We start from the raw sequence: 25,265 nt of genomic DNA on the forward strand, positions 1-25,265 counted from the left end.
GTCCATCACAAAAGGGCATAGATACCCCCTGGTGACAGACTCCTCCAAGTACGTTCATTTATTTGATTGAGGTAACTATATCACAGCATGCGGAAGTTGTCTAATTGAAAAATAGTAAGTGTGGGACGATTCTGGATTTTGTTGCCTATTCGGTCTCTCTTCTTATAGTATAGAAACGAAGAACTAATTTGCGTTTGAGGTGTTAGAAATGAAAAATCCATACATATTTGGTTATTTACCGTTTGTAACAATTGTCTTATTCAGTTTAACATTCGGAGTATACACAGTTGGCGTGTCAGTGGAACTATTTAAAGGAATTGGTTTGTATGCCGGCATGCGAGAGTTTTTGACCGATATACAATTACGTATTTTTCTGCTAGTTATCTATGCATTGTTATTTTTTATGGTTTTTTCAGCGTTAAAATTGATTGCGGAAACGATTCATGAAACCGCGATGTTATTCTTTTCGAAGGATGTGGAGGGGAAATCGTATAGCGAAGCTCGCGGAGGCAATGTCATCTACTTTTTCGGCGCGCTTGCATCGGTAGGTGGCATCAATTCGATTAGCCTATTAACAGCTGTATTTTTACTGACAACGTTCATCTACTTCGTGTATGTCGTTTTCAAATTAAGCAAATACATGACAATCGTCAGCACGATTGGACTTCTCGTTTTTGAAATTCTGGTTTGGGCGATACTAGTTTCAACCATCATCTATATTCTGTTGAAGCTTTATAATGGGGTAATTGCGAGTTTGCCTTTCATTGGTAGTAAAACGGACTAGCCTTGTGAATGGCTAGTCCTGGAGTAGTGTGGAAAATATACGCAAATGAAGTTTCTGATCGCTCAAGAGCTTTAGAGATTGCGGACTATCATAGCCGACCCAGACAGCGGTTGTATAGTTATCGTTCAACCCTCCAACCCATAGATCTTTATAATGATCTGTGGTGCCGGTTTTTGCTCCCGTATACGAAGTTGTATAGGGGATACCCCGGCCAGTTCCGTTCAATACGACATCTGACATCATGCCGCGAATTTTGGTAACAGTAGTAGGAGACCAAACGTCCTCTTTGTCATCAGGCCATTCGTATAAAATAGTCCCAGCTCTATCCTTTACAGCGCGTATGGCATGGGGAGGGGTATATTGCCCATCAATGAAACTCGAATAAGCCCCCGCAAGTTCAAGCGGCGTCATCCCTTTTGCAAACCCACCGAGAGCAGCTGCATAGTTCATATCCTGTTGTGTAACTGATTTGAATCCGAATGGTGCTATATAGCTGAATGCCTCTTCCACTCCAATCATTTGAAGCAATCTGACCGCTGCTGTATTATGACTTTGTCGAAAAGCCTCTTTTACCGTAACATTGCCATAAACGTAACCGCCGATATTTGTCGGGCAGTACGAGCCGATACAAATAGCACCACTGTTAATGGGGGTGTTTTCTGTATAGGAACTACTTTCAAACAGTGGAGCATAGACCAGAAGTGGTTTCATAGCCGAACCAGGTTGTCTGACAGCCTGGAATGCACGGTGAAAATCAGCTTTTTTATAGTTCTTACCGGCGAATAGGCTGATGATTTCACGGGTTTCATTGTCGATAACCGCGGCACCTGCTTGCACGCCTTTAGGGTGTAAAAGGGAGGAGATCGTTTGGTCATTTCGGCGCTGCTTTCCAGGGTTAAGTGCCGTTTCGATAATCAATCCTTTGGACAACACTTCAGCTGTCCGTTGTTTAATAATCGCTTCAAGGGCTATTTTTTCTGCATCATCTTTCGCATACGTCATTTTTTCAGATAAACCTTCGGACTGTGCTATGAGATCAGTAAGTTCCGCAAGTACATATGTACTGTAGGCAGGAAAGGCATTCGCTTTTTCCTTCAGATTTAATTGGATAGCTGTGTTTTTATGCACTTTAGATTCCTCGGAAGTCAGAACTCTATTTTTTGTCAGTATAGACAATAGGCGTTCCTGTCTTACTTTTGTCTGATCGAAATGTTTCAGTGGATCATATAAAGAAGGGTTGTTTGGGATCGCCGCAAGGAAGGCCATCTCCGCCTCATTCAGTGCATCTAAGGGTTTGCTGAAGTAATATGTCGCAGCGGCACCAATGCCGTACACTTGATGGCCAAAATACATTTCATTCATATACATTTCCAAGATTTCATCTTTTGTCGATTGTTTTTCAAGCTCGGCTGCGTAAAAAAGTTCCGTCAACTTACGTTCATAGGTCTTTTCAGTCGATAGAAAACGCATTCGCACGACTTGCTGTGTAATGGTAGAAGCACCTTGTCTGACATCGTCCGTTGCGGTATTGACAGCGAATGCACGCACGATTGCGGCTACATCATAGCCTTTATGCTCGAAAAAACCCGTGTCTTCACTTTCTAGGAACAGTTGACGCGCGAATAAGGGAATGGACGACAGCGGGAGTGGATCTCGCCACTCTATATATTCTTCTGCAAAAATGAGCCCATTGCCATCTTTCAACGTCACGGGGACATTGATCTTTGGGGATGACAGTTCAATGGAATCATTGATCTGGTCATTGAAGGATCCAGCGCTTTTCAATTCGACTGCAATGGCTTCTTGGACAATAAAGAGAATTGGTATGGTTAGAAGAATAAAGATGAAACCAATAACATGTTTCAATGGATTTGCACTCCGTTCAAGAAATCATTCACTAACAAAAATATAGCACACTCCGTCTAGTGAAGTGTGCTGTTTCTTAACTATGTGTCCGTTTATCCTCAGCAGCAAGAAAGTCCTCAAAGTCCTGTACGGGTTTTCGTTTGGCATAATAGAGAAAGGCAAACCCAACCAGGAATAGAACGCCAGTGACGATGAAGACAGACGAAATACCGATGAAACCACTGACGATTCCGCCAAACATTGGACCTATAATATTCCCGAGAAAACGGAAGCTGGTATTATAACCCATGACTTCCCCTTGAATATCGACTGGTGCCTCACGTCTAACTAGTGCAGTCGTTATAGGGATCATTCCACCGAGCGCAATACCGAACAGCAATCGCCAAAAGATAAGTTGCCACAGCTGTGTTACAAAAGCTTGTGGGATGATAAAGATAAATGATAGGAGTAGCAGAATTGACAACACTTTTTCGTAGCCAATGTCGTCACCAAGCTTGCCCCAGCGGCGTGCGAATAATAGATTGCCGACCCCTGCTGCACTGAAGGTAATCCCAGCTAGGAAAGCTACGTCTTTTGCATCCGTCAAATGAGAAACGTAAAGCGACAGAAGCGGCTGGATACTGAAGTTGCCTACTTGGATAAGTGCCGTAACAATCATAACGTTCAACATGAGCCGGTGATGTAGCAAGCCGCTAATAATCGCTTTACGGGAATACTGGATAGCTTTCGGATTTTTTACCCGTTTTTGTTCCTTGATGCCGAAGAGAACGATAAGTGTAGCGACAATTACGGAGATGGATGTAATGACAAAGGTATATTGGAAACCGAATGCATCTGCCAGTAAACCTCCAAATACAGGGCCGAATAATGTGCCCGTCACACTGCCCATCTGCAGAGTCCCTAGCATTTTTCCAGCTTCCTTCTTCGCAGTCTGAGAAGAGATAAACGCGAGTGAAGTTGGTATGAAACCTGTGACAACACCATTCAGTAGCCGAAGCACGAAGAACATCTCTACGGAATCTACAAATCCCATTAGAAAAACGGATGTTGCAATCCCGAAGCCATTGATGATAAGAATAGGCTTAAAGCCATATTTATCGGCAACTCGGCCCCAAATCGGTGACATAATGAAAGCCGTGACAAATGAAGCGCCGAAAATAAGGCCAGACCATTTTTGAACATATGCTTCGGGATGATCGCCAAATGTTTCGATATAAAGGGATAGGAAGGGCATGATCATCGTCATTGTCCCTGCAACGAGGACGTTGGAAATCCAAATGATGATGAAATTCCGTTTTTGCACGTCCATTTAGAAAACCTTCTTTCTGTGTCGTGCTTTTCATTCAGTATAAAACAATTCGGAAAACGAAGGAAGTATCATGCTTATTCGTCGAAATAGATTGTTCAATATGATAAACTGATTCAGGGTGAATGTTAATGAGGAAAATGTATTTCTCCCTTCTGACAATCGTTGGTCTCGTCTTACTTTCCGCTTGCGGAAATAGTACGTCTGAGAACAAAAAAACAGAAGAAGTAGTGTCTGCTGGCAAAGCGCCAGTGGAAGAAAATAGCACGAAGAACTCAGAGGAGGCAACAACAATGTATCCACAATTATCAAAAGAAGTAGCAGCAACTGAAGCATTAGTTATTATGAACACAACAATGGGGCCAATCAAAATCAAGCTTTTCCCTGAACAAGCACCAAAAACAGTTGAAAACTTCTTAACACATGCAGAAAACGGCTATTATGACGGTATTATCTTCCACCGTGTTATTGAAGACTTCATGATTCAAGGCGGCGACCCAACAGGAACTGGTATGGGCGGAGCAAGTATTTTCGGCGATACATTTGAAGACGAATTTACTATGGATCTATTTAACTTAAAAGGAGCTCTTTCAATGGCGAACGCTGGTCCAGGAACAAATGGCAGCCAGTTCTTCATCGTTCATGCTTCAGAAGTACCTGCTTCAGTTGATCAACTGAAAAAAGGTGGATATCCAGCAGACATCGCTGAAGCATATGGCGAAATGGGCGGAACTCCTCACTTAGACCAAAAACATACAGTATTCGGCCAAGTTATTGAAGGCATGGATGTTGTCGACAAAATTGCTAAAGTTAAAAAAGGGCGTCAAGATAAGCCTGTTGAAGATATTTCTATTGAATCAATCGAAATCCTTCAAAAGTAATTCGAATCATATAGAAATTTACAATGTGAGGAAGTGGATGTAAGTGAACGCACTATTAATGCCGTTCCTTTACTTTCCTGAAGACAAATCAGAATATATACCAGCCGCGATTTCAATGTTTTTCTTTGCGATTCTATTGGTACTTACATTCATGTGGATTCGACGCAAGTCGAAGAAACAGGAATTAGAAGCGAAAGAATTTGAAGAACGTATTTTACGTGAACGCCGCGAACAAAAAGAAAACGAGCATCCTCAAAATTGAGGATGCTCGTTTTCTTTTAAAAAATTGTAACGTCAACGTCGCGATCGTAACGTCAACTCCGTGATTGTAATCACAACTGTGCTAAATCACTCATTTAATGCAGTGATAAAACGGTTAACGCCGTCTTGAACAACTGAAAGCGGTGTTGCGACATTCATGCGAAGGAAGCCGCGTCCTGCTTCGCCGTATTTTGTACCTGGATCAAGGGCGAGTTTACCTTTATTCAACAACTTGTCCATTATTTCCGACTCGGTAAATCCAGTACCACGGTAGTCAATCCACAGAAGGTATGTACCATGCGGCTTAGCAATTTTTAAGGCAGGAATTGCAGCTGTTAGTTCATGAATTGCATAGTCCATATTGGTAGAAACTGTTTCCAGTAATTGTGCTAGCCATGGGCCTCCATCTTTATAGGCGGCAGTCAAAGCTGCGGCTGCAAAAGAGCTCAAATCCATTTGACCATGTGCCATTGCATTCAACGTAAGTTTCTCTCTCACACCTTCATCTGTAGCGATCATTAATGCTGCTTGGATACCTGCGAGGTTAAACGATTTTGTAGGTGCAACACACGTAATGATACGTCCTGCTTCTTCGTCAGCAAGCGTTGCGAGCGGAATATGTTTATGCCCTGAGAAGACTAGATCGGCGTGGATTTCATCCGATAAAATCAAGACATCATATTTTGTACACAGTCGTAACATTTCTTTCAATTCGCTTGCAGTCCAGACAATTCCACCAGGATTATGCGGATTGCATAAAATGAATAGCTTTACGTTTTGTTGCAGGCATTTCTCGAATTCTTCAAAGTCGATGGAGTACACACCGTTGTCCTCTTTCATAATACATTCGACCATATTTCGTCCTTGACGTTTAGGGACTTGGAAAAAGGGCGGATAGACTGGAGATGTGACAAGAATGCCGTCACCTGGATTCGTAAACGTTTCAACGACTGAAGCGATTGCCGGAACTACACCATGGTGGAATAACATCCATTCATTTTTGGTTTCCCATGCATGGCGTTCAGCAAGCCATGTACTTACTGCGTCTTTACAGCCTTCGCAAATATATGAGTAGCCGAAAACGGGATGATCGAGACGTTCTTTCAGCGCATCGATAACCACTTCCGGTGCAGCAAAGTCCATATCTGCAATCCACATCGGTAAAATATCGGATGCATCTTCGATTCCATAGATCATTTCCATTCGGTCCCATTTTACAGAACGTGATTTACGTCGTTCAATTACTTGTTCAAAGTTATTCATGGAAATCTCCTCTTTCCTTTTTTCTCTACTATGTTATCATAATCTAGACTATTGAGAAAAATAAGGTGACTCATTGTGCAAACTATAGAAATGAACAAAAAGGCAGTAGCACTTCTTGAACAATGGGACCCATTTGACGTAGGACCAAAAGCGTATGCACACGAAATCGTTGATGTCGTATCGGACTTACAACGTCTTGATCACCCAACCGACCTTGCAAAACGAATTCGGGAAATTTACGAACAATCTTATAAATTATGGATTCCAATCGAAAAGTGTGTTCAAATTTCTTATAAGCTGTTAGCGATTAAATACGAGGCGAAATGTATCGTCTGATTTTGATGTGGCTGTACCCATTTTAATACGGGTACAGTCTTTTTATACAATAAAACACGAAACCTGTTGATTAACCAAAAGTAACCAGTGAATAACATGATTACCAACTGGGCGCTACGTGTATAGTTGACTTTGGGTTGCTTTGGATTGAATGACTTCCATACGATTACCGAGATGTCTGGATATGTAGGGATACGACAAAGTCGCATCCCTACATATTTTTTTATAGAATATCATCTACTTTTTTCTTCCAAAACAACTGCGTTTTTCACTTGAATAGTGCAGGAACGTGGCAGGTAACTATTCCCAACAGAGCTACACTAGGACCCCTCAGTAAATCTGTCATGAATAGTTCGCCGAAAGCGTACCGGAAATGATCCAGTGAAAATGAAGGTCGTCAAGTCCTTCTCACCAGTATTTTATGCAGCTAAATGGTTAATCAACAGACGTGAAAAACACCCGCAAATCCAGTAACTGGATTTGCGGGTGTTTGCAGTACCATTAAAGTCCGAAAATCGATACGATGAAAATGACGATGATGGCGACAGGTGCGGCATACCTGACAAGGAATTTCCAAAGGCTGTTCATCACAGGATGCATGCGCAGCTCGTCGTCTGTTTGTGATTTCGTCAACACAAAGCCCGCGAATATCGAAACGAATAACGCACCTAAAGGCATACCGATTTTGCTCGTCAATGTGTCTGCAAAGTCAAAGATGGAACCGCCGAATATTTTCACGTCAGACAGGACACCGAATGACAGCGCACTTGGAATACCAACGATGAAGATAAGAATTCCAAATACCCATGCAGCACGTTTTCTACGCTCGATTTTCTCGCGGATCCCACTTGACACGACAATTTCAAGCATCGCAATCGATGAAGTAAGTGTAGCGAAAAGCATCAAGATGAAGAAAATAATCATAAACATATTGCCAAACGGAATCTGGCTAAAAATGGCTGGTAAAACGACGAAAATTAGCCCCGGTCCTTCTTCAGGTGAATGGCCGAGTGCGAACACTGCGGGAAATATAACAATACCAGCTAAAATTGAAATGGTAATATTTAAAATCGCAACGTTCATTGCCGATTGCCCTAACTTTTCTTCTTTCGGTAAATAAGATGCATAGGTCATCATTGCTGTCACCCCAACGCTCAGTGAGAAGAAAGCTTGACCAAGTGCAAGTAAAAACGTAGAACCTGTCAAGTGAGACCAATCAGGCACAAATAGGAATCGAACACCTTCCATTGCACCATCCAATGTTAATGAACGGATTGCAAGAATGATGAAGAATATGAACAGCATTGGCATCATCCACCTGCTCGCCCGCTCAATACCTCCCTTAATACCACTTTGTACAATCCAAATTGTCAGCCCCATGAACACGGCCTGAGCAAATAGAACTTCTACTGGATTGGCGATGATTGTATTGAAAAGATCGCCATGATTCGTAGCATCGAGTTTGAAGAAAATAGCTCGTGTTAAATAGGAAAGAATCCAACCCCCGACCACGCTATAAAATGACAGGAGAATGAATGAAACTGCAAGTCCCATCCAGCCAATCAAAGGCCACTTTTTACCTGGCGCCAATCGTTTTAGTGATGTAATTGCATCAGCCTGACCCATACGTCCGATGACGAACTCTGCAAGCAAAATTGGAAGTCCGATTGCAATTGTACAAATAATGAACAGTAGAATGAAAACACTTCCGCCGTTCATCCCTACCATGTATGGGAATTTCCATATTGCACCGAGTCCGATCGCACTGCCGGCAGCAGCGAGAACGAAACCAATTTTTGACGACCATTGATCACGTTGTTTCATAGATATTCACTCATTTCATTAGGATACAGATTTTCTAATTGTACACTAACTAAAAACGAATACCATGGTAATTTGAAACAAATTACGATGTCAATCTATCTTTGGTATAATTGAAATAATTAGACATTTTGTAATGAAGGAGTGGGTTGCCTGTGGAAGAATCTGAGTTGATGCAAAAGGTGAGAGCTGGAGAGAAGGATGCTTTTGAAAAATGGATGGACATTTATTCAGGAGACATTGAACGTTTCGTCATCCAGTATGGTTGTACGTTAAAACAGGCAGCTGATTTAGCGGAAGAAACGTTTAGAAATTTACATAGCCAGTTAGATTCCATTAGCAATGAAGAGTCGCTCGTGTGCACGTTATATAAAAAGGCATTAAAAAGTCTGGCATTTGTTCAACAAACTGATGCGCCGAATGAAACGATATTTCCATTTGAAGAGGATCAGGAATTGCATGACCAGATTGTAAACCTTGAAATGGGATATAAAGTACCGTTCATTCTTTCACAATTCCACAAGCTGGATGATTCAGAGATTGTGAAAATTACAGACACCTCCCTAGAAACAGTTGAACAAGCTATCACGGTGGCATTCCGTGATTTGGGAGATGCGCAATTGAAAAAGAGGTTGGAATTCCTCAATAAGTCATATAGGCGCATGAAGTCTTCGTTCAGAAAAGAGCAGGTTTTTGCAAAGCCTCAACAGGAGATACGGACAACTGGAAAATTGAAACAAACAATATCAAAGAAGGCCATGATTTCCTGGATTGCCGGAATCATAGTGCTGCTGTCGCTTGTAATAATTCCTATAGTTACAGGGGAAGAATACAAAAAAACTTCAGCTGAAAAATATGTAGAACGGTTGAAGGAGTCATTTGAGCAAGAAATAGGGGGCCGCTATTCTGAACTGGGCCTTATTGAATCGACCGAGGAAGACAAACTAGACTATAACTATATATGGTATGGCAATCAAGCACGCGCTGATTTTGAGTCGATGATAAAAAGATATGAGGGCGTTATTGACAAAACTGGTACTTTGAATAAAAAGAAGATAGAGGATGAGTATGGAAAAATAATTAACAAATTGGAATTACCATCTGAAATGGCTAACCGATTAGTAAAAAAACCGCTTGCGAACGATAAAGCGAAAAGTGGAGAATTCATGAAGGGCTATTTGGAAAAGTATGACGTACTCCAACAAGCTTATTTCATGACATTTATCAAACATGAACAGATTACCGCAGATGCAATCGCTAACGAATCTTTTGCTGCCGATAAGTTTATTCAGAAGAAAGATACATATCCTGAAGACTTGCAACAAGCATTAGATGGGATGATTAAACAAAACATCTATCCAACTTTTATTAAGGGATTTGGCACATTAGCTCCAAGTTACGGTAAGAATGACTTCAGCGCAAAGATTCGATCTTCAATCCACGAAGATTTTGGTGGTTTTTTCACATTATTGGAATCTGCACCTTTCGTATCGTATCCGGGACTAGCGCATTCCTTAGAAGACTCGGTTGCTTTTTTATTGGACATGGAAAAAACATTGTTGTCAACAACTATCAATGATGAAAAGACTAACATGCTCAGTTGGACTTACAACGAACTCTTTTATGTAATCGTCGGGGCGGCGGAACTTGATCGTATATTTGGCGATGATGGCAAGGTGAAAACGGAGTTTCGCGAAGGATGGGAACGAATCGCTTCTGCCGGTGAAGGCTCTCCAGCAGCTTATATTATGCAAATGATCATCTCCGAAATGGATGCAACAGATTGGACGGAGTCAAAAAGCCTCAATCGTTTAGGAATATATGACGTTCATCAAGCATTGGAGCTTGCGAAAGCAGGAAAACTTGAATCGTTTAGCATAAGCGGGATTATGCAAACTGAAACGGGTATGGAAATTGTGACGCTTCCCAATCCTAGCTTTGAGAACGTAGTTCAAGAGACATATTATTCATTCTCCTTGTATCATGATCTTTCTAAATTAAAAGGAGTCAGTCCCTTGGTTATTATTGGTGTTTACTTTTACGCGAATGAACAAAAAGATCCAGAGACGATGTGGCATCTTTATAGTAAAACAAAAAATGTAGTCAAACTTGAAGAATTCGTTGATGAATGGAGTCAATTTGATATAGATCTTTATAGTTTCGATAGTCTGCAATTTGATGGTAGCGAAGAAACGGCGGGTTCAATCGGATTTCAGCGTGGAAATACTCTTTCTGTTAGTACGCAGATGGCTTTGAATGAAGATTTCGTATGGGAAATCGAGCAGATTATTTTAAGTTTGATGTTTTTTTGAATAAGGGGGGACTTCGTACATGGAAGAATCCGGTGGGGTTGAAGAAGCAAAGAATGGAGATCTTGCGGCATTTGAAAAATGGATGGATCTTCATTCAGGCAACTTAGAACGGTTTGCCATTCAATGTGGCTGTACACGAGAATCGGCAGGGAAGGTTACGGAAGAGACGTTTCGAACGTTCTTTACGGATTTGGGAAAATTGAATGATGAGGAATGGCTCCGGTATGACTTATATAGAATGGTGTTAGAAATGCTTGTACATATTCAACGGAGGGAGCCTTTACAAGAGTCCATTTTGTCGTTTGAAGAGGATCAGCAATTGCATGAAAAGATTATGAATCTTGAAGAAAAAGCTAAGCTATCGTTAATTCTTTCCCAATTTCATGGAATGAATGAAGTAGAGATAGCAACGATTACGGGTATTTCCGCAGATGCTGTCGAAGAGTCCATCGCACAAGGGGTCAAACAACTGACTGTTGAAATTGACAGCTTACTTTTGGAGAAACGGCTGGAATTCCTTCATAAATCATATGGGAGAATTAGTTCTTCATTCAGAAAAGATCAGGTTTTCGCGAAACCACAAAAGGAAATACAAGCTACTAAGAAATTGAAACAAAAGATATCAAAGAAAGCTATGGTTTCATGGATTGCCGGAATTATTGTCTTATTGTTACTTGTTATGCTTCCTGCTGTGACGGGGGAGGAGTATAAAAAAGCGTCAGCCGAAAAATACGTGGAACAGCTTAAAGTATCTTTTGAGGAAGAAATAGCGAGTCGCCATGCTGTATTGGGTTTGACGGAACCAACTGAAGAAGATAAACAAGAGTATTATTATTTTGGATATGGCAAACAAGCACGGGAGGACTTTGAAGTGATGATCCAAAGAGAAGAACGAGTTATTGCGGAAATTGGCAGGATTGATAAAAAAAGTATTGGTAAACAGTATGACGAAATCGTTAAAACACTGACATTGCCATCTAAAATGGTCGAACAGCTCGTTAAAAGTCCTCTCACAAGTGATAAAGAAAAAAGTGCGGAATTTATAATTGAGTACGTGAAACAGATTAATGAAATACAAAATGCCTACAGTACATTTTTTTTTAGATATCATCAATTTATTGATGAAGCTACAGTTGACGAAACCGTTAATATTGAAAAGTATCTTGAAATGAAAGAGTCCTACCCTAAAGAATTACAGAAGGCGTTAAATAGTATGGAGAAACAAAATCTTTATCTGTTACCTTTTTATTCGAGTTATGCCAAAACTGAGTTAAGTGCTCAAATTAAAGCTTCGATTCATAAAGATTTTAAAGGCTATATAGCTTTTTTAGAATCCTCATCAATCGATTATTATTCGAAGCCGGCTAGTTCCTATATTGAACTAATGGCTAATTTGGTAGAAATAGAAAACACACTGCTAGCAAATGTGGAAATTGAAATTCCTTATACATCGCTGGAGGATTATTACTCTTGGTTAGTTTATTTAATGGTCGTCGGCTCTGAAACGAATCAGATCGTTGGTTTCGACGGAAAGGTAACAGAAGAAGTTAAATCTATTTGGATGAAAGTTGCTGCTAATGGAGAAGGATCGCCATCTGCTTTTATAATGCAAAAAGTTATAAACGAAATGGAAGCGAGCGGATGGACAGAATCTGAAACACAAAGCCATTTAAATCTATACCATCTTGGTTATGCAGTGGAACTTGCCAGGAAGGGAAGACTTCATACCTTTGAGATGAGCGGAATTCTACAATCGGATAGGGGTCTTAGTAGTGTCACTTTTCCCGATTCTTCTTTTGAGGATTTAGTTGAGAAGACTTACGAACTTTACTCAACAGGTCATGATTCTGCTGTGTTAAAAGATGTACATCCATTGGTCGTTTTTGCAGTTTATTGTTTTGCGAATGACCATGAAGATCCGGAAACGATGTGGCATCTGTATAATCCCGAGGATGATTTACATACTCTCGAAGAGTATATAAGTGGATGGAGAAAAGTGGATGTCAATCTTTACGAAATGAAGAGTCTATTGTTTGACGGAAGGGAATCTTCGACGGGTTCAATCGGATTTGAGCGAGGAAGTATGAATTTTTTTGATGCTGAGATGGTATTGGATGAGACTGCTGGATGGAAAATTAAACATATTGATTTAAACTTTATGAAGTCTGAATAAGTTACCTGTGTACTTTTTAAAAGGAGTTGACTCTGTATTAAGGAATCAAATTTTATTCAAAAGGTAAAAGATGGAGATTTGGTTATGTTTGAAGAGTGGGTGGATATGTATTCACCTGACATTGAACGTTTTGCGTTTCAGTATGGATGTTCTTTAGTGGAAGCTGCAGAAGTAGCCGAGGAAACATTTCATACAATTTACACCAATTTAGAGAAACTGGCTGATGGTAAGCGATACATTTATAAAACTGCTTTGGAAAAGCTTGGGCAAGTTGAACAAACGAATCCACGGCTGGCTAGTCCTATTCCATTTAAGGAAGACGCTGAATTTCATTCGGAAATAATAAAGCTTGATGAAAAATACCGTGTGCCACTTGTTCTTCATTTATTCCATGAATTTAGCTTTGAAGAGATTAATGAAGTTATGGCTATTCCACTTGATGAAGTAGTAGCGAATATTCAAGCCGCGAGAGAATTGCTAAGAGAAGCAATAGGCTATCCGCCGCAAGATGTTTTCAAAAAACGCGTCGAGTTTCTTTGGATGTCATATGATCGTCTTCCTCTACTTTTTAATGTGGTCAATGTAAGTAGGGGGGAACATACTCCAGTCATTAATGAAAGCAAGAAGTTAAGCCGAAAAGGATGGATCACTGTCATTATTCTTGGTTTCCTGCTGATTGGTATAGTGGGGAGTACATATTTTACAGGTGAAGAATGGGAACTACGGTCGGACCGTAAGTATATTGACAAGTTGAAAAAAGAATATGCTAAGAAGGTTGATGAAAAGAAAGCAATTTTAGGCGTAAGTGAGGATATATTTAACCAAATCCCTTTTATTGCGGACGCTAATGAACAAGTAAATACCATGCTAGTGGGGCTTGAGAATAAAAATCGTGAAGGTGGAAAAATCGACCGCCAATTAGCGGATGACAAGTTGCTTGAGGTAAATGAAATGATGAAATTGCCATCAGAGCTTGCAGACGAATTATTTGCGGCTCCTCTCGTAAACGATGTAGAAAAAAGTATGATGTTTGCTGAACATTATCTTAGAAAAGCAGATGGAATTAAATATTCACTTTACGAATTATTCGCTGATGATTACGATAAGCTGCAAGAATCGCTTGCAAATGGAACATTTGATGCCGAAGTCATTTTGTCTCAAAAAGACGAGTACTCTGAAAGTACCCGTAGTGCAATTGCGGCTCTAATAAATCAAGATTTAGCGTTACCTCAACTTCCTATCACTTCAACGACACAACGCACTATTCGACTAATGGATAGTGTATTCATTGGACGTCTTCGAGCTGCACTGCATGAAGCGGCCGGTAGCTATCTTACGCAATACGAGAAGGAACCGTTTATCATGAACGAAAAACTGTTGTATTCACTTGATGAAACCATTGAAATTATGGAGGAAATGGAAAAAACACTTGTCGCGGCGAGGCAAAATCAATGGTTGGGACATGTCGTAGAAGGAACCATGATTAACCTCCTTGAAATGATACTTCAAGGCAGAACAATTGAAGAATTCAAAAGTAGCGATGGTTCAATTAGTGAAGTACATCGCAACGCATGGAAACAGCTCGCGTCGCTCGGTCCTGATTCGGGATTAGGGGTAATCATGGCAAAGGTTGTCGAGGAGATGGAGGAGTCCGATTGGAAACGCTCTGAATTGTATAGTTCGCTAGACGATTGGAGAGTTTATGAAGCTTATTCACTTGCGGTAGAGGGGAACTTGGAACACTTTGGTATGAAACCTTTGAAGGAAATGTATGATGATTTGACTTTTAGGCTGCCCAACGATCAATTCAATGTCGAGATTGAAAATTTATTTAATGAATTTTCGGATGCATATGACAGGGATGTCCTGAAAAATGTTCACCCCCTATTAATCTTGGATCTATATTATTACGCAAACGACAAGGAAGATTCAGTCATGATGTGGCATTTAACTGAGCCAGCATCCCGTGAGGCGAGTCTAGATGAATATGAAACAAACGATTGGGTGAAGGAAATTGCTCTTTTGGATGTCACTGACTCAATCAGATACAATCCGTCATTGATCATGGATGATGGCCACAAAGTACTTGTGCCAATTGAATTCGAACGAAATGGAAAAATGTATTACAATGTTTGGATGACTTATGCGAAAGACCAAGTATGGCAAGTGGAAAAAATCGTCATCGAAGAGGGAGAACTTTGAGTAGTTCAGGAAAAAACTACCAAATATTTTCATCTACTTTTTGCTCGAGACTTGCAAACATGATATAATTTTAAGTGGCCTTAAGGGCAGAATCGATAACAAAATAGATTGGGAGCTGTTTTAAATGGCGCGAAAATATGAAGTAGGCGAAGAGTTTTCGGGCAAAGTGACAGGTATCCAGCCGTATGGTGCATTTGTTGCACTCGATGGTGAAACACAAGGACTTGTACACATATCTGAAATCACATACGGATTCGTAAAAGACATTAATGAATATCTAACTGTGGGGCAAGAGGTCCAAGTGAAAGTACTGGAAGTCGACGAAGCTGCAGGTAAGATTAGTCTATCAATTCGTGCTCTTCAAGAAGCACCGGCTGCAACACGAAAAGAAGACCATCCGCGCAAGTCACTGCAAGCGCGTGTTGACGAAAGTGATGCAGAAGGATTCAATTCATTGAAAGACAAACTTCAAGACTGGATCGAAAAGTCTGGGCAGTAATGGAACGCAGCCAAAGTTCGCGACGTCCTGTCGCAATGGCTGCATGACCCACATCCTGTAGGCCCAAGCGGAGGCGGCCGCTCAGACGCGACAGGCATAAGCAGATAAAGGAAGGCAGTCTAAGTTCGCCGCGTCCTGCGGCAATGGCTACGTAACTCACATCCTGTGAGCCTCCGAGCGTTTGGGCGCTGTAGCTAGACAATAAAAAGTGAGGAAAAAGGCATAATCGCCTTTTTCCTCACTTTTTTAATTTCCGCAGTCGGTACTGCAAATTCTGCCTGCTCATACCAAGCGCATTTGCAGTTTTTGTGACGTTCTTATCATTGAGTTTCATCGCTTTTTGTAAGTAATAGGCTTCCGCTTCACGCAAAAACTGTTCAAGCGGTAGTAGCTCTTTGCCAGGTTGGACGATGAAATCAGCAGCCTGCGTCGGTTCGTCGGTGATATCCGCGCTTTTCATCCTGAAATGGAATGGAAGCAAATCATAGGTAATGGCAGTCTCGGTCATCGCTAGAGAAGAGATTTCGTCGAGAAGAAACTCGAGCTCCCGGGTATTTCCAGGCCATTCATACCCGAGGAAAAGATGTTCAACTTCGGGTGTAATATCTTTAAGTGTGGAACCGTAGCGTTCATTGCGCCGTTCCAAATAAGCAGAAATGAACGGTAATATATCTTCTTTTCGTTTTCGCAGAGGCGGAATTCGAATTGTAAATGAAGCAAAGAAATAATATAAGTCTTTTAATAATGTGCCCGAAGCGATTAATTCGACAGGGTCATCCCCGATACTTGCGATGAATTGCTTATTACTGTTAGGTGATTTCAAAAGAATCGATAGCAATTTTTGCTGTAATGGAATGGATAATAAATCGATTCTTTCACAAAATAATGTAAGAGGATCCTCTACATTTAAATCTTTATCTAAGCGTCCTATAAGGATTGGGTCTGAACTATGACAGAACAGGGTATAGAGTACGGTGCTGGAAGGTGATAATTCATTATGTATGCTTTCAGCGATAAGATCCTTACCTGTACCTGTTTCACCGATTAACAATACCGGTAATTTTGCTTTCGCTGCTTTTTTTGCAGTCGCAATAACCACTTTCATAGGCGGGGAGGAAGCAATTATTTGATTGAATGTTACAGGATCACTACTTTTTCGAAATGGCTGAAGAACGAATTTCTCGAGAGCTGTTACGTCACGGGCTAATTCAACAGCTCCAATGAGAGTTTGTTGGTTAAAGATTGGATATGTGTCATTAATGGATGTGATTTCTGTACCTTTTCGGTTCCAGTACGTTTGTTTTACATTTAGTTGTTCTTTGCCGCTTTGCAAAACTTTTAACAGTGTACTTTCTTCTTGGTCGAAATTGAAAAGTTCTAAAATTGAACGATCACCCACATCTTCGAGTGCAAGTCCTTCGATTTCTTTCATCTTTTCATTATAGATGACAGTTCGACCATTGTTGTCAACGGCATGTATACCAACCGCGGCACGACGCACTGCAAACTCATAAAAAGGGAAGAGTGAATCGTCTATATTCTTCAAAATAATCACCTTCCAAATACTTTTTTTGAAAAACTAATGAATAATGCTTGATATCTGCAACAATCTTTTGCATTATTATATATGTAATCAATTACTAAGTGCAAATAATATTTGCGTTTCATAATTAAAGAGGAGGAATAATATGATTCCATATAAACACGAACCATTCACAGATTTCACGGTAGAAGAGAATAAACAAGCTTTCCTTGAAGCTTTAAAGCAAGTTGAAGGATACCTTGGTCAAGACTATCCACTTATTATTGGTGGAGAGCGCATCATGACTGAAGAAAAATTAGTATCAACAAACCCTGCGAACAAAGAAGAAGTAATCGGTAGCGTTTCTAAAGCAAGCAAAGACCTTGCTGAAAAAGCGATGAAAGTTGCTGACGAAACATTCAACACGTGGAAGAAAGTTAAACCTGAATTCCGCGCAGACGTATTATTCAAAGCTGCTGCAATTATCCGCCGCCGCAAACACGAATTCTCAGCATTACTTACTAAAGAAGCAGGTAAACCTTGGAATGAAGCAGATGCTGATACAGCTGAAGCAATCGATTTCCTAGAGTTCTATGCGCGTAAAATGCTTGAACTTAAAAATGGTATCCCTGTTGAAAGCCGTCCAGGCGAATTCAACCGTTTTGACTACATTCCTCTTGGAGTTGGCGTTATCATCTCTCCATGGAACTTTGCATTCGCAATCATGGCGGGAACGACAGTTGCTGCTCTTGTAACAGGAAATACAGTACTTCTTAAACCTGCATCGACAACACCAGTTGTTGCATACAAATTCATCGAAGTACTTGAAGAAGCGGGCATGCCAACAGGCGTTGTCAACTACATCCCAGGTTCTGGTGCTGAAGTGGGCGACTATCTAGTTGATCACCCAAGAACACGCTTTGTGTCATTCACTGGTTCACGTGAAGTAGGAACACGCATCTACGAACGCGCGGCTAAAGTGAACGAAGGCCAAATCTGGTTGAAACGCGTTATCGCTGAAATGGGCGGTAAAGATACAATTGTTGTTGATAATGAAGCAGATTTAGAACTTGCTGCACAATCAATCGTGAAATCTGCATTCGGATTCAGTGGACAGAAATGTTCAGCTTGTTCACGTGCGATCATTCACGAAGACGTTTATGACCAAGTTGTTGAACGTGTTGGCGTATTGACAAAAGAATTGACGTACGGTGATCCAACTGAGCTATCAAACTTCACTGGCCCAGTAATCGATCAAGCGTCATTCGACAAAGTTATGAGCTACATCGAAATCGGTAAAACAGAAGGTCGTTTAATCGCAGGAGGAACAGGCGACAGTTCGAAAGGATTCTTCGTTGCACCAACGGTTATTGCGGATCTTGATCCAAAAGCGCGCGTTATGCAAGAAGAAATCTTTGGCCCAGTTGTCGGTTTGTCGAAAGCGAAGAGCTTCACTGAAGCTATCGAATTTGCAAACAACACGGATTACGGCCTAACTGGCGCTGTCATCACAAACAACCGTCATCACATCGAACAAGCTCGTGAAGATTTCCATGTAGGTAACTTGTACTTCAACCGTAATTGCACTGGTGCAATCGTTGGTTACCAACCGTTTGGTGGATTCAACATGTCGGGGACAGATTCAAAAGCTGGCGGACCGGATTACCTACAACTTCATATGCAAGGTAAAACAACTTCAGAAACACTATAAGAAAAGCGTAAGCGCCTTGGTAGACCCGAAAAGCGCTGGAGGGCCTGAAGATAAATGCGCTCTTTGCCTTTAACTTAAGGATTGAAGCGACTCGAGGAGCTAGGCGCTGGAGCTAGACACTAAGAAAAGCGGAGGGCGCCTGCACAAAAAGGAATGCAGCCTAAGTGTGCCACTTCCTGTGGCAACAGCTGCATGACCTACATCCTGTAGGCCCGCGACAGGCATAAGGCGGACCGGCGAAGCGGTGAACTCCCCGCATAGCTGGGCTGACTTATGACCCGAGCATCTGGCGCCCGGAGCTAGACACTGATTTATCAGACCCATCTATTTGGGTGGGTCTGTCTTTACATATAAAGGGGAGGGAAATGTATGTCGGTATCAGAAAAAGTAATTGTTCAAACGGAGAAATTTGGGGCAAACAACTATCATCCACTGCCAATCGTTATTTCTGAGGCACAAGGGGTTTGGGTAAAAGATCCTGAAGGTAATAAATTTATGGATATGCTTTCCGCGTATTCAGCAGTAAACCAGGGGCATCGTCATCCGAAAATTATTCAAGCATTGAAAGACCAAGCTGATAAAGTAACGCTTACTTCCCGTGCTTTCCACAATGACCAACTTGGTCCATGGTATGAAAAGATTTGTGAACTGTCAGGCAAAGAAATGGCACTTCCTATGAACACAGGAGCTGAAGCTGTTGAAACAGCTATTAAAGCAGCACGCCGCTGGGCTTATGACGTTAAAGGGATCGCAGAAGACCAAGCAGAAATCATTGCGTGTGAAGGCAACTTCCATGGTCGTACAATGACAGCTGTTTCACTATCTTCAGATGCTGAATATAAACGTGGATTTGGTCCAATGCTTCCAGGCATCGACCTTATTCCCTACGGAGATATCAAAGCACTTGAAGCAGCAATTACACCAAATACTGCTGCATTCCTTATCGAACCGATTCAAGGTGAAGCAGGTATTATTATTCCGCCAGCAGGTTATATGAAAGCAGCACGTGAACTTTGTAAAAAGAATAACGTTCTATTTATTGCAGATGAAATTCAAGCCGGCCTGTGCCGTACTGGAAAAATGTTTGCATGTGAATGGGAAGACATGGATCCGGATATGTATATCCTAGGTAAAGCACTAGGTGGCGGCGTATTCCCAATATCTTGTGTACTTGCTGACAAATCTGTTCTTGGAGTATTCAATCCAGGATCACACGGTTCAACTTTTGGTGGAAATCCTATGGCCTGTGCAGTATCAATCGCGTCTTTAGAAGTGCTGGAAGAAGAAGAACTGGCGAAAAAATCTCTTGAACTCGGAAATTATTTCATGGAAGAGTTAAAGAAAATTGAACATCCGTCGATTAAAGAAGTACGCGGACGCGGATTGTTCATAGGTGTTGAGTTAACTGAAGCTGCTCGTCCATATTGTGAAGAGTTGAAAGAGCTTGGATTACTATGTAAAGAAACACACGATACAGTGATTCGTTTTGCTCCGCCACTCATTATCACAAAAGAAGAATTGGACTGGGCAATAGGTAAAATTAAAAAAGTTTTCGTTAACTAAAATACTTAACAATATAAGTGTCCGATATGTTACAATATATGCATAGAAAACATTATGAATCAAAGAGGCGAATCATTAAATGACTGAAAACCTGAATCTGTTTACGTCTACACAAGCTCTTTTTAAAGATGCACTTGATAAACTAGGCTACGATGAAGGAATGTACGAACTTCTAAAAGAACCACTTCGTATGATTGAAGTACGTATTCCTATAAAAATGGACGATGGCAAAGTAAAAGTCTTCACGGGTTACCGTGGACAGCATAACGATGCAGTTGGACCAACAAAAGGTGGCGTACGATATCACCCGCAAGTAACGTTAGAAGAAGTAAAAGCACTTTCTATGTGGATGACATTAAAAGCTGGCATCGTCGACCTACCATATGGCGGCGGTAAAGGTGCAATCGTTTGTGATCCACGTGAAATGTCTATGGGTGAACTTGAACGACTAAGCCGCGGTTATGTCCGTGCCTTAAGCCAAGTAATGGGACCTAACAAAGATATCCCAGCTCCAGACGTCTTCACAAATGCGCAAATAATGGCATGGATGATGGATGAATATAGCCGTATTGACGAATTCAACTCACCTGGCTTCATTACAGGTAAACCAATCGTTCTTGGTGGATCGCAAGGTCGTGACCGTGCGACTGCCGAAGGGGTAACAATCATTATCGAGGAAGCGGCGAAACGTCGTGGAATTGATATGAAAGGTGCACGTATCGTAATTCAAGGTTTCGGAAACGCGGGTAGCTTCCTATCTAAGTTCCTTCATGATGCTGGCGCGAAAGTAATCGGAATTTCCGATGCTTATGGTGCCCTTCATGATCCAGAGGGTCTTGATATCGATTACTTACTAGACCGTCGCGATAGCTTCGGAACAGTTACTACACTTTTCGATAACACGATTTCGAACCAAGAATTACTTGAACTCGATTGCGATATTCTTGTGCCTGCGGCAATCTCTAATCAGATTACTGAAAAAAATGCACATAATATCAAAGCAACGATTGTTGTTGAAGCAGCAAATGGGCCGACTACAACTGAAGGAACTAGAATTCTTAAAGAACGTGGAATTCTACTTGTTCCCGATGTTCTTGCAAGTGCGGGCGGCGTAACAGTTTCATACTTTGAGTGGGTCCAAAACAACATGGGCTACTATTGGACTGAAGAAGAAGTGCGCGAAAAAATGACGAAAAAAATGGTTGAAGCATTTGAGAACGTATATACAACTGCGGAAACTCGTAATATCGACATGCGCCTAGCAGCATATATGATTGGTGTTCGTAAAACTGCGGAAGCATCACGTTTCCGTGGTTGGGCATAATCAAAACAATAAAGGCATCTCCCGGTTTAAACGGGAGATGCCTTTATACTTTTTCAGGAACCGAAACAATTACCTCATCGTGATCCTGCCGCTGATTAAATAGCAAGCCAAGGTTGATGAGACCTGAAACTCCTATGATGATATAAATAAATCGTGCGAGCGGTTCCGCGGAACCACCTGCGAATTGTGCAACAACGTCGAAACGGAATATTCCTGCTACTCCCCAATTGAGTGCACCGATAATTGTCAGTGCTAGAGCTATTTTATGAACTTTACTCATTTTGCAACACCTCCTTAAATTACTATGCCCAGAAGACTGATTTTCATACGCGCACCTTTATTTTTGCAAAATGGTTTATTGTTTCGGATAATGAAAGAATAAAGGGAGGCAATATAGAATGAATGAATTTGTATTCCATAATCCAGTTAAGCTTATTTTTGGAAAAGGCCAACTTCAGAAATTATCACAAGAACTAGCGAATTACGGTAAAAAGGTGCTTGTCGTTTATGGCGGCGGCAGCATCAAGAGAAATGGTCTATATGATGAAGTAATGGCGATTTTAAAAGAGAATGATATGGAGGTACATGAACTTTCAGACGTTGAGCCAAATCCGCGTGTGTCAACTGCGCGAAAGGGTGCGGAGATTTGTAAGGAAAAAGACATCGACGTTATCTTAGCAGTTGGCGGAGGATCAGTTATCGACTGTGTAAAACTTATTGCATCGGCAGCGAAATATGAAGGTGATGCATGGGATCTTGTAACAAGGAAAGCGTTCGCGGAAGATGCAATCCCATTTGGTACAGTTTTGACACTTGCAGCAACAGGTTCGGAAATGAATGCCGGATCTGTTATTACTAATGAAGAAACGGAAGAGAAATATGGATGGGGCGGTCCGTTTAATTACCCGAAATTCTCTATTCTTGACCCAACCTATACATTATCTGTACCCAAAGACCAGACGATTTATGGGATTGTTGATATGATGTCCCATATTTTTGAACAATACTTCAATAATGCAAAGAACACGCCTGTACAAGATGAGATGTGTGAAGGTGTGCTACGTGCAATAATGGATAATGCACCAAAGCTTGTCGAAGACTTGGAGAATTATGATTTACGTGAGACGATTTTATTTGCGGGTACTATAGCGTTGAATGGCTTCCTTCAAATGGGCTATCAAGGAGACTGGGCGTCACATGATATCGAACATGCTGTGTCCGCGGTTTATGATATCCCGCACGCAGGTGGGCTTGCGATTCTTTTCCCACATTGGATGAATCATAATGTTAACGTTAATCCTGCGCGATTTGCCAAGCTTGCTGTCAACGTATTTGGAGTTGCACCAGAAGGTAAGACGCAGGATGAGGTCGCGTTTGAAGGGATCGCACGTCTAAGAGCATTTTGGACGTCTATTGGAGCGCCTGAAACGCTTGCCCATTATGACATCGATGATTCGAAACTGGATTTGATGGCAGAAAAAGCAACAGTCAACGAGCCACTTGGGCAATTCAGCAATCTAAATAAAGAGGATGTACTATCAATTTTAAAAGCTTCATTATAAGAGAATTAAAAACGTCACGCCGGGGTTATCTCCGGCGTGACGTTTTTGTTATTCAGGGAATTTTGAACCGAATTGCTTAATTGCATCAGTGGAATTGGACTTTTTCCATGTTGACACACCGTCATCTTCATCAAAAGAAATTAAAACGTCCTGTACACCTTTTTGATTGAGGATAATAGTCATGAGTCGGTCCCGCACATCGTCGACATAGGCGACTGTATGGGATGGGTCAACTTCTGCGACAATTTCAACATGAAGGAATTCGCCTTCTTTGATAACTTCAATACGTTGAATATCTTTTACATCGGGATCTTCAGCAACGAGTAGGGAAATGTGATTGAGCATTTCCTCGTCCGTTTCCCCGATTGCACCACGTGCATTTTCGAGAAATACTTTACCAACCACATAGAACATCATCATACCAATCATAATGGATGCAATGCCTTCCGCTACAAGTAGCCCAAGGAAATGAGCCAACAGGACAGCGAAAAATGCGAGAAGTCCGCCTAGTGTTGCGACAAAATCTTCCATGAATACGAGTTTTGTTGCGGGTTTAGCACGATTGAGGTTTTTAAAACCTAGTGTAATGGGAGCCATCCCACCTTTATCAATCCCTGCTTCATGAAGTATCTCTTTCCCCGCCTTGTAAAGTACAATGCATTCCAAAATGATACCTATACCAAGAACAGAGAGATTTATAATTAAATTTCTCATTCCGCCTGACTCAGATGGATTTACGATATGATGCCACCCGCCTATGATAGCCTCATAGGACATGATTCCAACTATAATGACAGCGCCCAGACAAACTAAATTTACGACACGGCCGAATCCATTAGGATATTTCGGGGTGGGTGCTTTTTTCGAAAGAGCAGAACCAACGAAAACGAAAAACTGGTTCGCTGCATCACCAAATGAGTGCATCATTTCTGCAAACATAGCCACATTTCCAGTGAAGAAGAATGCAATGGCTTTTAAACAAGCGATTACTGTGTTAACAATTGCTGCGAGTAGTGAGGGCTTGTTGCCTTCTTTTAAAAGTTTTAGTATGTCTCTCATAATTCTCCTCCGTTATGGGAATATTTCGATTTCAACCGATTCGATATAAGGTAGTGTCGACAACTCGATATACAAATTAGACGTATGTCTTTTGGGAAGTGCTGAGATTCGAAAATGAAGTTCGTGCTGTACTTGAAGATCCCTTGATAGAATTTGCCGAATCCGCAAATTCTCGATTGTCATGCTTTCTATCTTCAGGTAAGTAATGAGATCTTCAATCTTTGATTTGTCCGATAACACTACAATGAAGGAAGCTTCTTTTGTACGAAGTCTCTTTGGCCCCAATTTATCAAGTGCAGGTGCAAGGACTTCGATGACAAACATCACGGCTAGTACAGCAAACGCAGCTTCAATATAAAAACCGGCCCCAACAGCAATCCCGATACTTGCCGCTCCCCAAATCATAGCTGCCGTCGTTAACCCAGTAATGCTGTCATTACCTCTACGCAGGATGGCTCCAGCTCCGAGGAATCCGATACCGCTGACAATTTGGGCAGCTAAGCGGAGCGGATCCATCGTTACGTTAATATCATTCCGCGCTGGAACGAGATAAGCTGCTTCTATAGAGACGACAGTCAGAAGGCAGCTAAAAGTGGCGATAACAGCACTCGTTTTTAATCCAATCGGTTTCTTCTTTATTTCCCTCTCCACACCAATAACTAAACTTAAAACTAAAGCGAGCGTGATTTTAATTAACACTTCGGGATACATCGCTTCATTTGCAATCCAAGTCATAATCGTTCCCCCCTAGTAATGTCCTCTCTTAATTACCATGTTATACTTACAACTATCTATTGTCTAAAAAGATAGAGATGTAACC

Annotated in this window: 20 protein-coding genes; 12 read left to right on the forward strand and 8 right to left on the reverse strand. The window is 41.3% G+C overall.

The genetic code is table 11. The features are described 5' to 3' along the window. The first annotated feature begins 208 nt into the window (after positions 1-208). Positions 209-784, forward strand: a complete 576-nt coding sequence (locus MKX62_RS12970; protein WP_338653359.1) for a YufK family protein — start codon at positions 209-211, stop codon at positions 782-784. Positions 785-796: 12 nt separating this feature from the next. Here MKX62_RS12970 and MKX62_RS12975 read toward each other — a convergent pair whose 3' ends face one another. Beyond that, complete coding sequence (locus tag MKX62_RS12975; protein ID WP_340741592.1) at positions 797-2,650, reverse strand: transglycosylase domain-containing protein; 1,854 nt, start codon at positions 2,648-2,650, stop codon at positions 797-799. Between the two features lie 76 nt (positions 2,651-2,726). Next, positions 2,727-3,959, reverse strand: a complete 1,233-nt coding sequence (locus tag MKX62_RS12980) for an MFS transporter (RefSeq protein WP_340741593.1) — start codon at positions 3,957-3,959, stop codon at positions 2,727-2,729. A 128-nt stretch (positions 3,960-4,087) separates the two neighbouring features. Between MKX62_RS12980 and MKX62_RS12985 the strand changes: the two genes are divergently transcribed. Together MKX62_RS12985 and MKX62_RS12990 are read left to right on the forward strand one after the other, a co-directional pair. Then, positions 4,088-4,837: a peptidylprolyl isomerase gene (locus tag MKX62_RS12985; RefSeq protein ID WP_340741594.1), complete on the forward strand. Its 750-nt coding sequence runs from the start codon at positions 4,088-4,090 to the stop codon at positions 4,835-4,837. Positions 4,838-4,880: 43 nt separating this feature from the next. Then, entirely contained in the window at positions 4,881-5,099 is a 219-nt protein-coding gene (locus MKX62_RS12990) for a hypothetical protein (protein ID WP_231885773.1), read from the forward strand. 86 nt (positions 5,100-5,185) lie between these two features. Here MKX62_RS12990 and MKX62_RS12995 read toward each other — a convergent pair whose 3' ends face one another. Further along, entirely contained in the window at positions 5,186-6,361 is a 1,176-nt protein-coding gene (locus MKX62_RS12995; RefSeq protein ID WP_340741595.1) for a MalY/PatB family protein, read from the reverse strand. 75 nt (positions 6,362-6,436) lie between these two features. On the opposite strand from MKX62_RS12995, the gene MKX62_RS13000 reads away from it, so the two are divergent. Next, the gene (locus tag MKX62_RS13000; protein ID WP_338653350.1) at positions 6,437-6,697 is read left to right on the forward strand and encodes a DUF1871 family protein; all 261 of its coding nucleotides are present in this window, start codon (positions 6,437-6,439) and stop codon (positions 6,695-6,697) included. A 501-nt stretch (positions 6,698-7,198) separates the two neighbouring features. Here MKX62_RS13000 and MKX62_RS13005 read toward each other — a convergent pair. Further along, positions 7,199-8,521, reverse strand: a complete 1,323-nt coding sequence (locus tag MKX62_RS13005; RefSeq protein WP_187046925.1) for a sodium-dependent transporter — start codon at positions 8,519-8,521, stop codon at positions 7,199-7,201. 152 nt (positions 8,522-8,673) lie between these two features. Between MKX62_RS13005 and MKX62_RS13010 the strand changes: the two genes are divergently transcribed. The 4 genes from MKX62_RS13010 (at position 8,674) to yugI (ending at position 15,704) form a co-directional block, all read left to right on the forward strand. Then, positions 8,674-10,830: an RNA polymerase sigma factor gene (locus tag MKX62_RS13010; protein WP_340741596.1), complete on the forward strand. Its 2,157-nt coding sequence runs from the start codon at positions 8,674-8,676 to the stop codon at positions 10,828-10,830. Between the two features lie 19 nt (positions 10,831-10,849). Then, a complete protein-coding gene (locus MKX62_RS13015; RefSeq protein WP_067206436.1) occupies positions 10,850-13,003 on the forward strand; it encodes an RNA polymerase sigma factor in 2,154 nt (717 codons plus the stop codon). An 84-nt stretch (positions 13,004-13,087) separates the two neighbouring features. Further along, positions 13,088-15,205 (forward strand): RNA polymerase sigma factor, encoded by a 2,118-nt coding sequence (locus MKX62_RS13020; RefSeq protein ID WP_340741597.1) that lies wholly within the window; start codon positions 13,088-13,090, stop codon positions 15,203-15,205. A 124-nt stretch (positions 15,206-15,329) separates the two neighbouring features. Beyond that, on the forward strand, positions 15,330-15,704 hold the full coding sequence (gene yugI, locus MKX62_RS13025) for a S1 domain-containing post-transcriptional regulator GSP13 (protein ID WP_067206445.1): 375 nt from the start codon (positions 15,330-15,332) through the stop codon (positions 15,702-15,704). 238 nt (positions 15,705-15,942) lie between these two features. Here yugI and MKX62_RS13030 read toward each other — a convergent pair whose 3' ends face one another. Continuing rightward, positions 15,943-17,259: a sigma 54-interacting transcriptional regulator gene (locus MKX62_RS13030; RefSeq protein ID WP_335339516.1), complete on the reverse strand. Its 1,317-nt coding sequence runs from the start codon at positions 17,257-17,259 to the stop codon at positions 15,943-15,945. A gap of 133 nt (positions 17,260-17,392) precedes the next feature. Here MKX62_RS13030 and pruA point away from each other — a divergent pair, with 133 nt between their 5' ends. From pruA to MKX62_RS13045, 3 genes are all read left to right on the forward strand, one after another. Next, entirely contained in the window at positions 17,393-18,937 is a 1,545-nt protein-coding gene (gene pruA / locus MKX62_RS13035; protein ID WP_187046931.1) for an L-glutamate gamma-semialdehyde dehydrogenase, read from the forward strand. 369 nt (positions 18,938-19,306) lie between these two features. Next, positions 19,307-20,500, forward strand: coding sequence for an ornithine--oxo-acid transaminase (locus MKX62_RS13040; RefSeq protein ID WP_067206454.1), 1,194 nt, complete (start codon positions 19,307-19,309; stop codon positions 20,498-20,500). 79 nt (positions 20,501-20,579) lie between these two features. Then, positions 20,580-21,824, forward strand: a complete 1,245-nt coding sequence (locus tag MKX62_RS13045; protein WP_067206457.1) for a Glu/Leu/Phe/Val family dehydrogenase — start codon at positions 20,580-20,582, stop codon at positions 21,822-21,824. A gap of 43 nt (positions 21,825-21,867) precedes the next feature. Here MKX62_RS13045 and MKX62_RS13050 read toward each other — a convergent pair whose 3' ends face one another. Continuing rightward, positions 21,868-22,104 carry a DUF378 domain-containing protein gene (locus tag MKX62_RS13050; protein ID WP_067206459.1) on the reverse strand — a complete coding sequence of 79 codons (237 nt, stop codon included), beginning with the start codon at positions 22,102-22,104 and terminating at the stop codon, positions 21,868-21,870. A 118-nt stretch (positions 22,105-22,222) separates the two neighbouring features. Between MKX62_RS13050 and MKX62_RS13055 the strand changes: the two genes are divergently transcribed. Further along, positions 22,223-23,386 carry an iron-containing alcohol dehydrogenase gene (locus MKX62_RS13055; RefSeq protein ID WP_340741598.1) on the forward strand — a complete coding sequence of 388 codons (1,164 nt, stop codon included), beginning with the start codon at positions 22,223-22,225 and terminating at the stop codon, positions 23,384-23,386. Positions 23,387-23,434: 48 nt separating this feature from the next. Here the strand turns inward: MKX62_RS13055 and MKX62_RS13060 are convergent, their stop codons facing one another. Next, entirely contained in the window at positions 23,435-24,445 is a 1,011-nt protein-coding gene (locus MKX62_RS13060; protein ID WP_340741599.1) for a cation diffusion facilitator family transporter, read from the reverse strand. Positions 24,446-24,457: 12 nt separating this feature from the next. After that, positions 24,458-25,180, reverse strand: a complete 723-nt coding sequence (locus tag MKX62_RS13065; protein WP_067206468.1) for an MgtC/SapB family protein — start codon at positions 25,178-25,180, stop codon at positions 24,458-24,460. Positions 25,181-25,265 lie beyond the last annotated feature (85 nt).

The organism is Sporosarcina sp. FSL K6-5500 (assembly GCF_038005665.1).
GTDB classification, from domain to species: Bacteria; Bacillota; Bacilli; order Bacillales_A; family Planococcaceae; genus Sporosarcina; species Sporosarcina psychrophila.

What these genes read in the sequence shown, in the direction of transcription:
- MKX62_RS12970 (WP_338653359.1), top strand. Translation starts at nt 209, where the DNA reads ATGAAAAATCCATACATATTTGGTTATTTACCGTTTGTAACAATTGTC.
- MKX62_RS12980 (WP_340741593.1), bottom strand. Translation starts at nt 3,959, where the DNA reads ATGGACGTGCAAAAACGGAATTTCATCATCATTTGGATTTCCAACGTC.
- MKX62_RS12985 (WP_340741594.1), top strand. Translation starts at nt 4,088, where the DNA reads ATGAGGAAAATGTATTTCTCCCTTCTGACAATCGTTGGTCTCGTCTTA.
- MKX62_RS12995 (WP_340741595.1), bottom strand. Translation starts at nt 6,361, where the DNA reads ATGAATAACTTTGAACAAGTAATTGAACGACGTAAATCACGTTCTGTA.
- MKX62_RS13005 (WP_187046925.1), bottom strand. Translation starts at nt 8,521, where the DNA reads ATGAAACAACGTGATCAATGGTCGTCAAAAATTGGTTTCGTTCTCGCT.
- MKX62_RS13015 (WP_067206436.1), top strand. Translation starts at nt 10,850, where the DNA reads ATGGAAGAATCCGGTGGGGTTGAAGAAGCAAAGAATGGAGATCTTGCG.
- MKX62_RS13020 (WP_340741597.1), top strand. Translation starts at nt 13,088, where the DNA reads ATGTTTGAAGAGTGGGTGGATATGTATTCACCTGACATTGAACGTTTT.
- yugI (WP_067206445.1), top strand. Translation starts at nt 15,330, where the DNA reads ATGGCGCGAAAATATGAAGTAGGCGAAGAGTTTTCGGGCAAAGTGACA.
- pruA (WP_187046931.1), top strand. Translation starts at nt 17,393, where the DNA reads ATGATTCCATATAAACACGAACCATTCACAGATTTCACGGTAGAAGAG.
- MKX62_RS13040 (WP_067206454.1), top strand. Translation starts at nt 19,307, where the DNA reads ATGTCGGTATCAGAAAAAGTAATTGTTCAAACGGAGAAATTTGGGGCA.
- MKX62_RS13045 (WP_067206457.1), top strand. Translation starts at nt 20,580, where the DNA reads ATGACTGAAAACCTGAATCTGTTTACGTCTACACAAGCTCTTTTTAAA.
- MKX62_RS13050 (WP_067206459.1), bottom strand. Translation starts at nt 22,104, where the DNA reads ATGAGTAAAGTTCATAAAATAGCTCTAGCACTGACAATTATCGGTGCA.
- MKX62_RS13055 (WP_340741598.1), top strand. Translation starts at nt 22,223, where the DNA reads ATGAATGAATTTGTATTCCATAATCCAGTTAAGCTTATTTTTGGAAAA.
- MKX62_RS13060 (WP_340741599.1), bottom strand. Translation starts at nt 24,445, where the DNA reads ATGAGAGACATACTAAAACTTTTAAAAGAAGGCAACAAGCCCTCACTA.
- MKX62_RS13065 (WP_067206468.1), bottom strand. Translation starts at nt 25,180, where the DNA reads ATGACTTGGATTGCAAATGAAGCGATGTATCCCGAAGTGTTAATTAAA.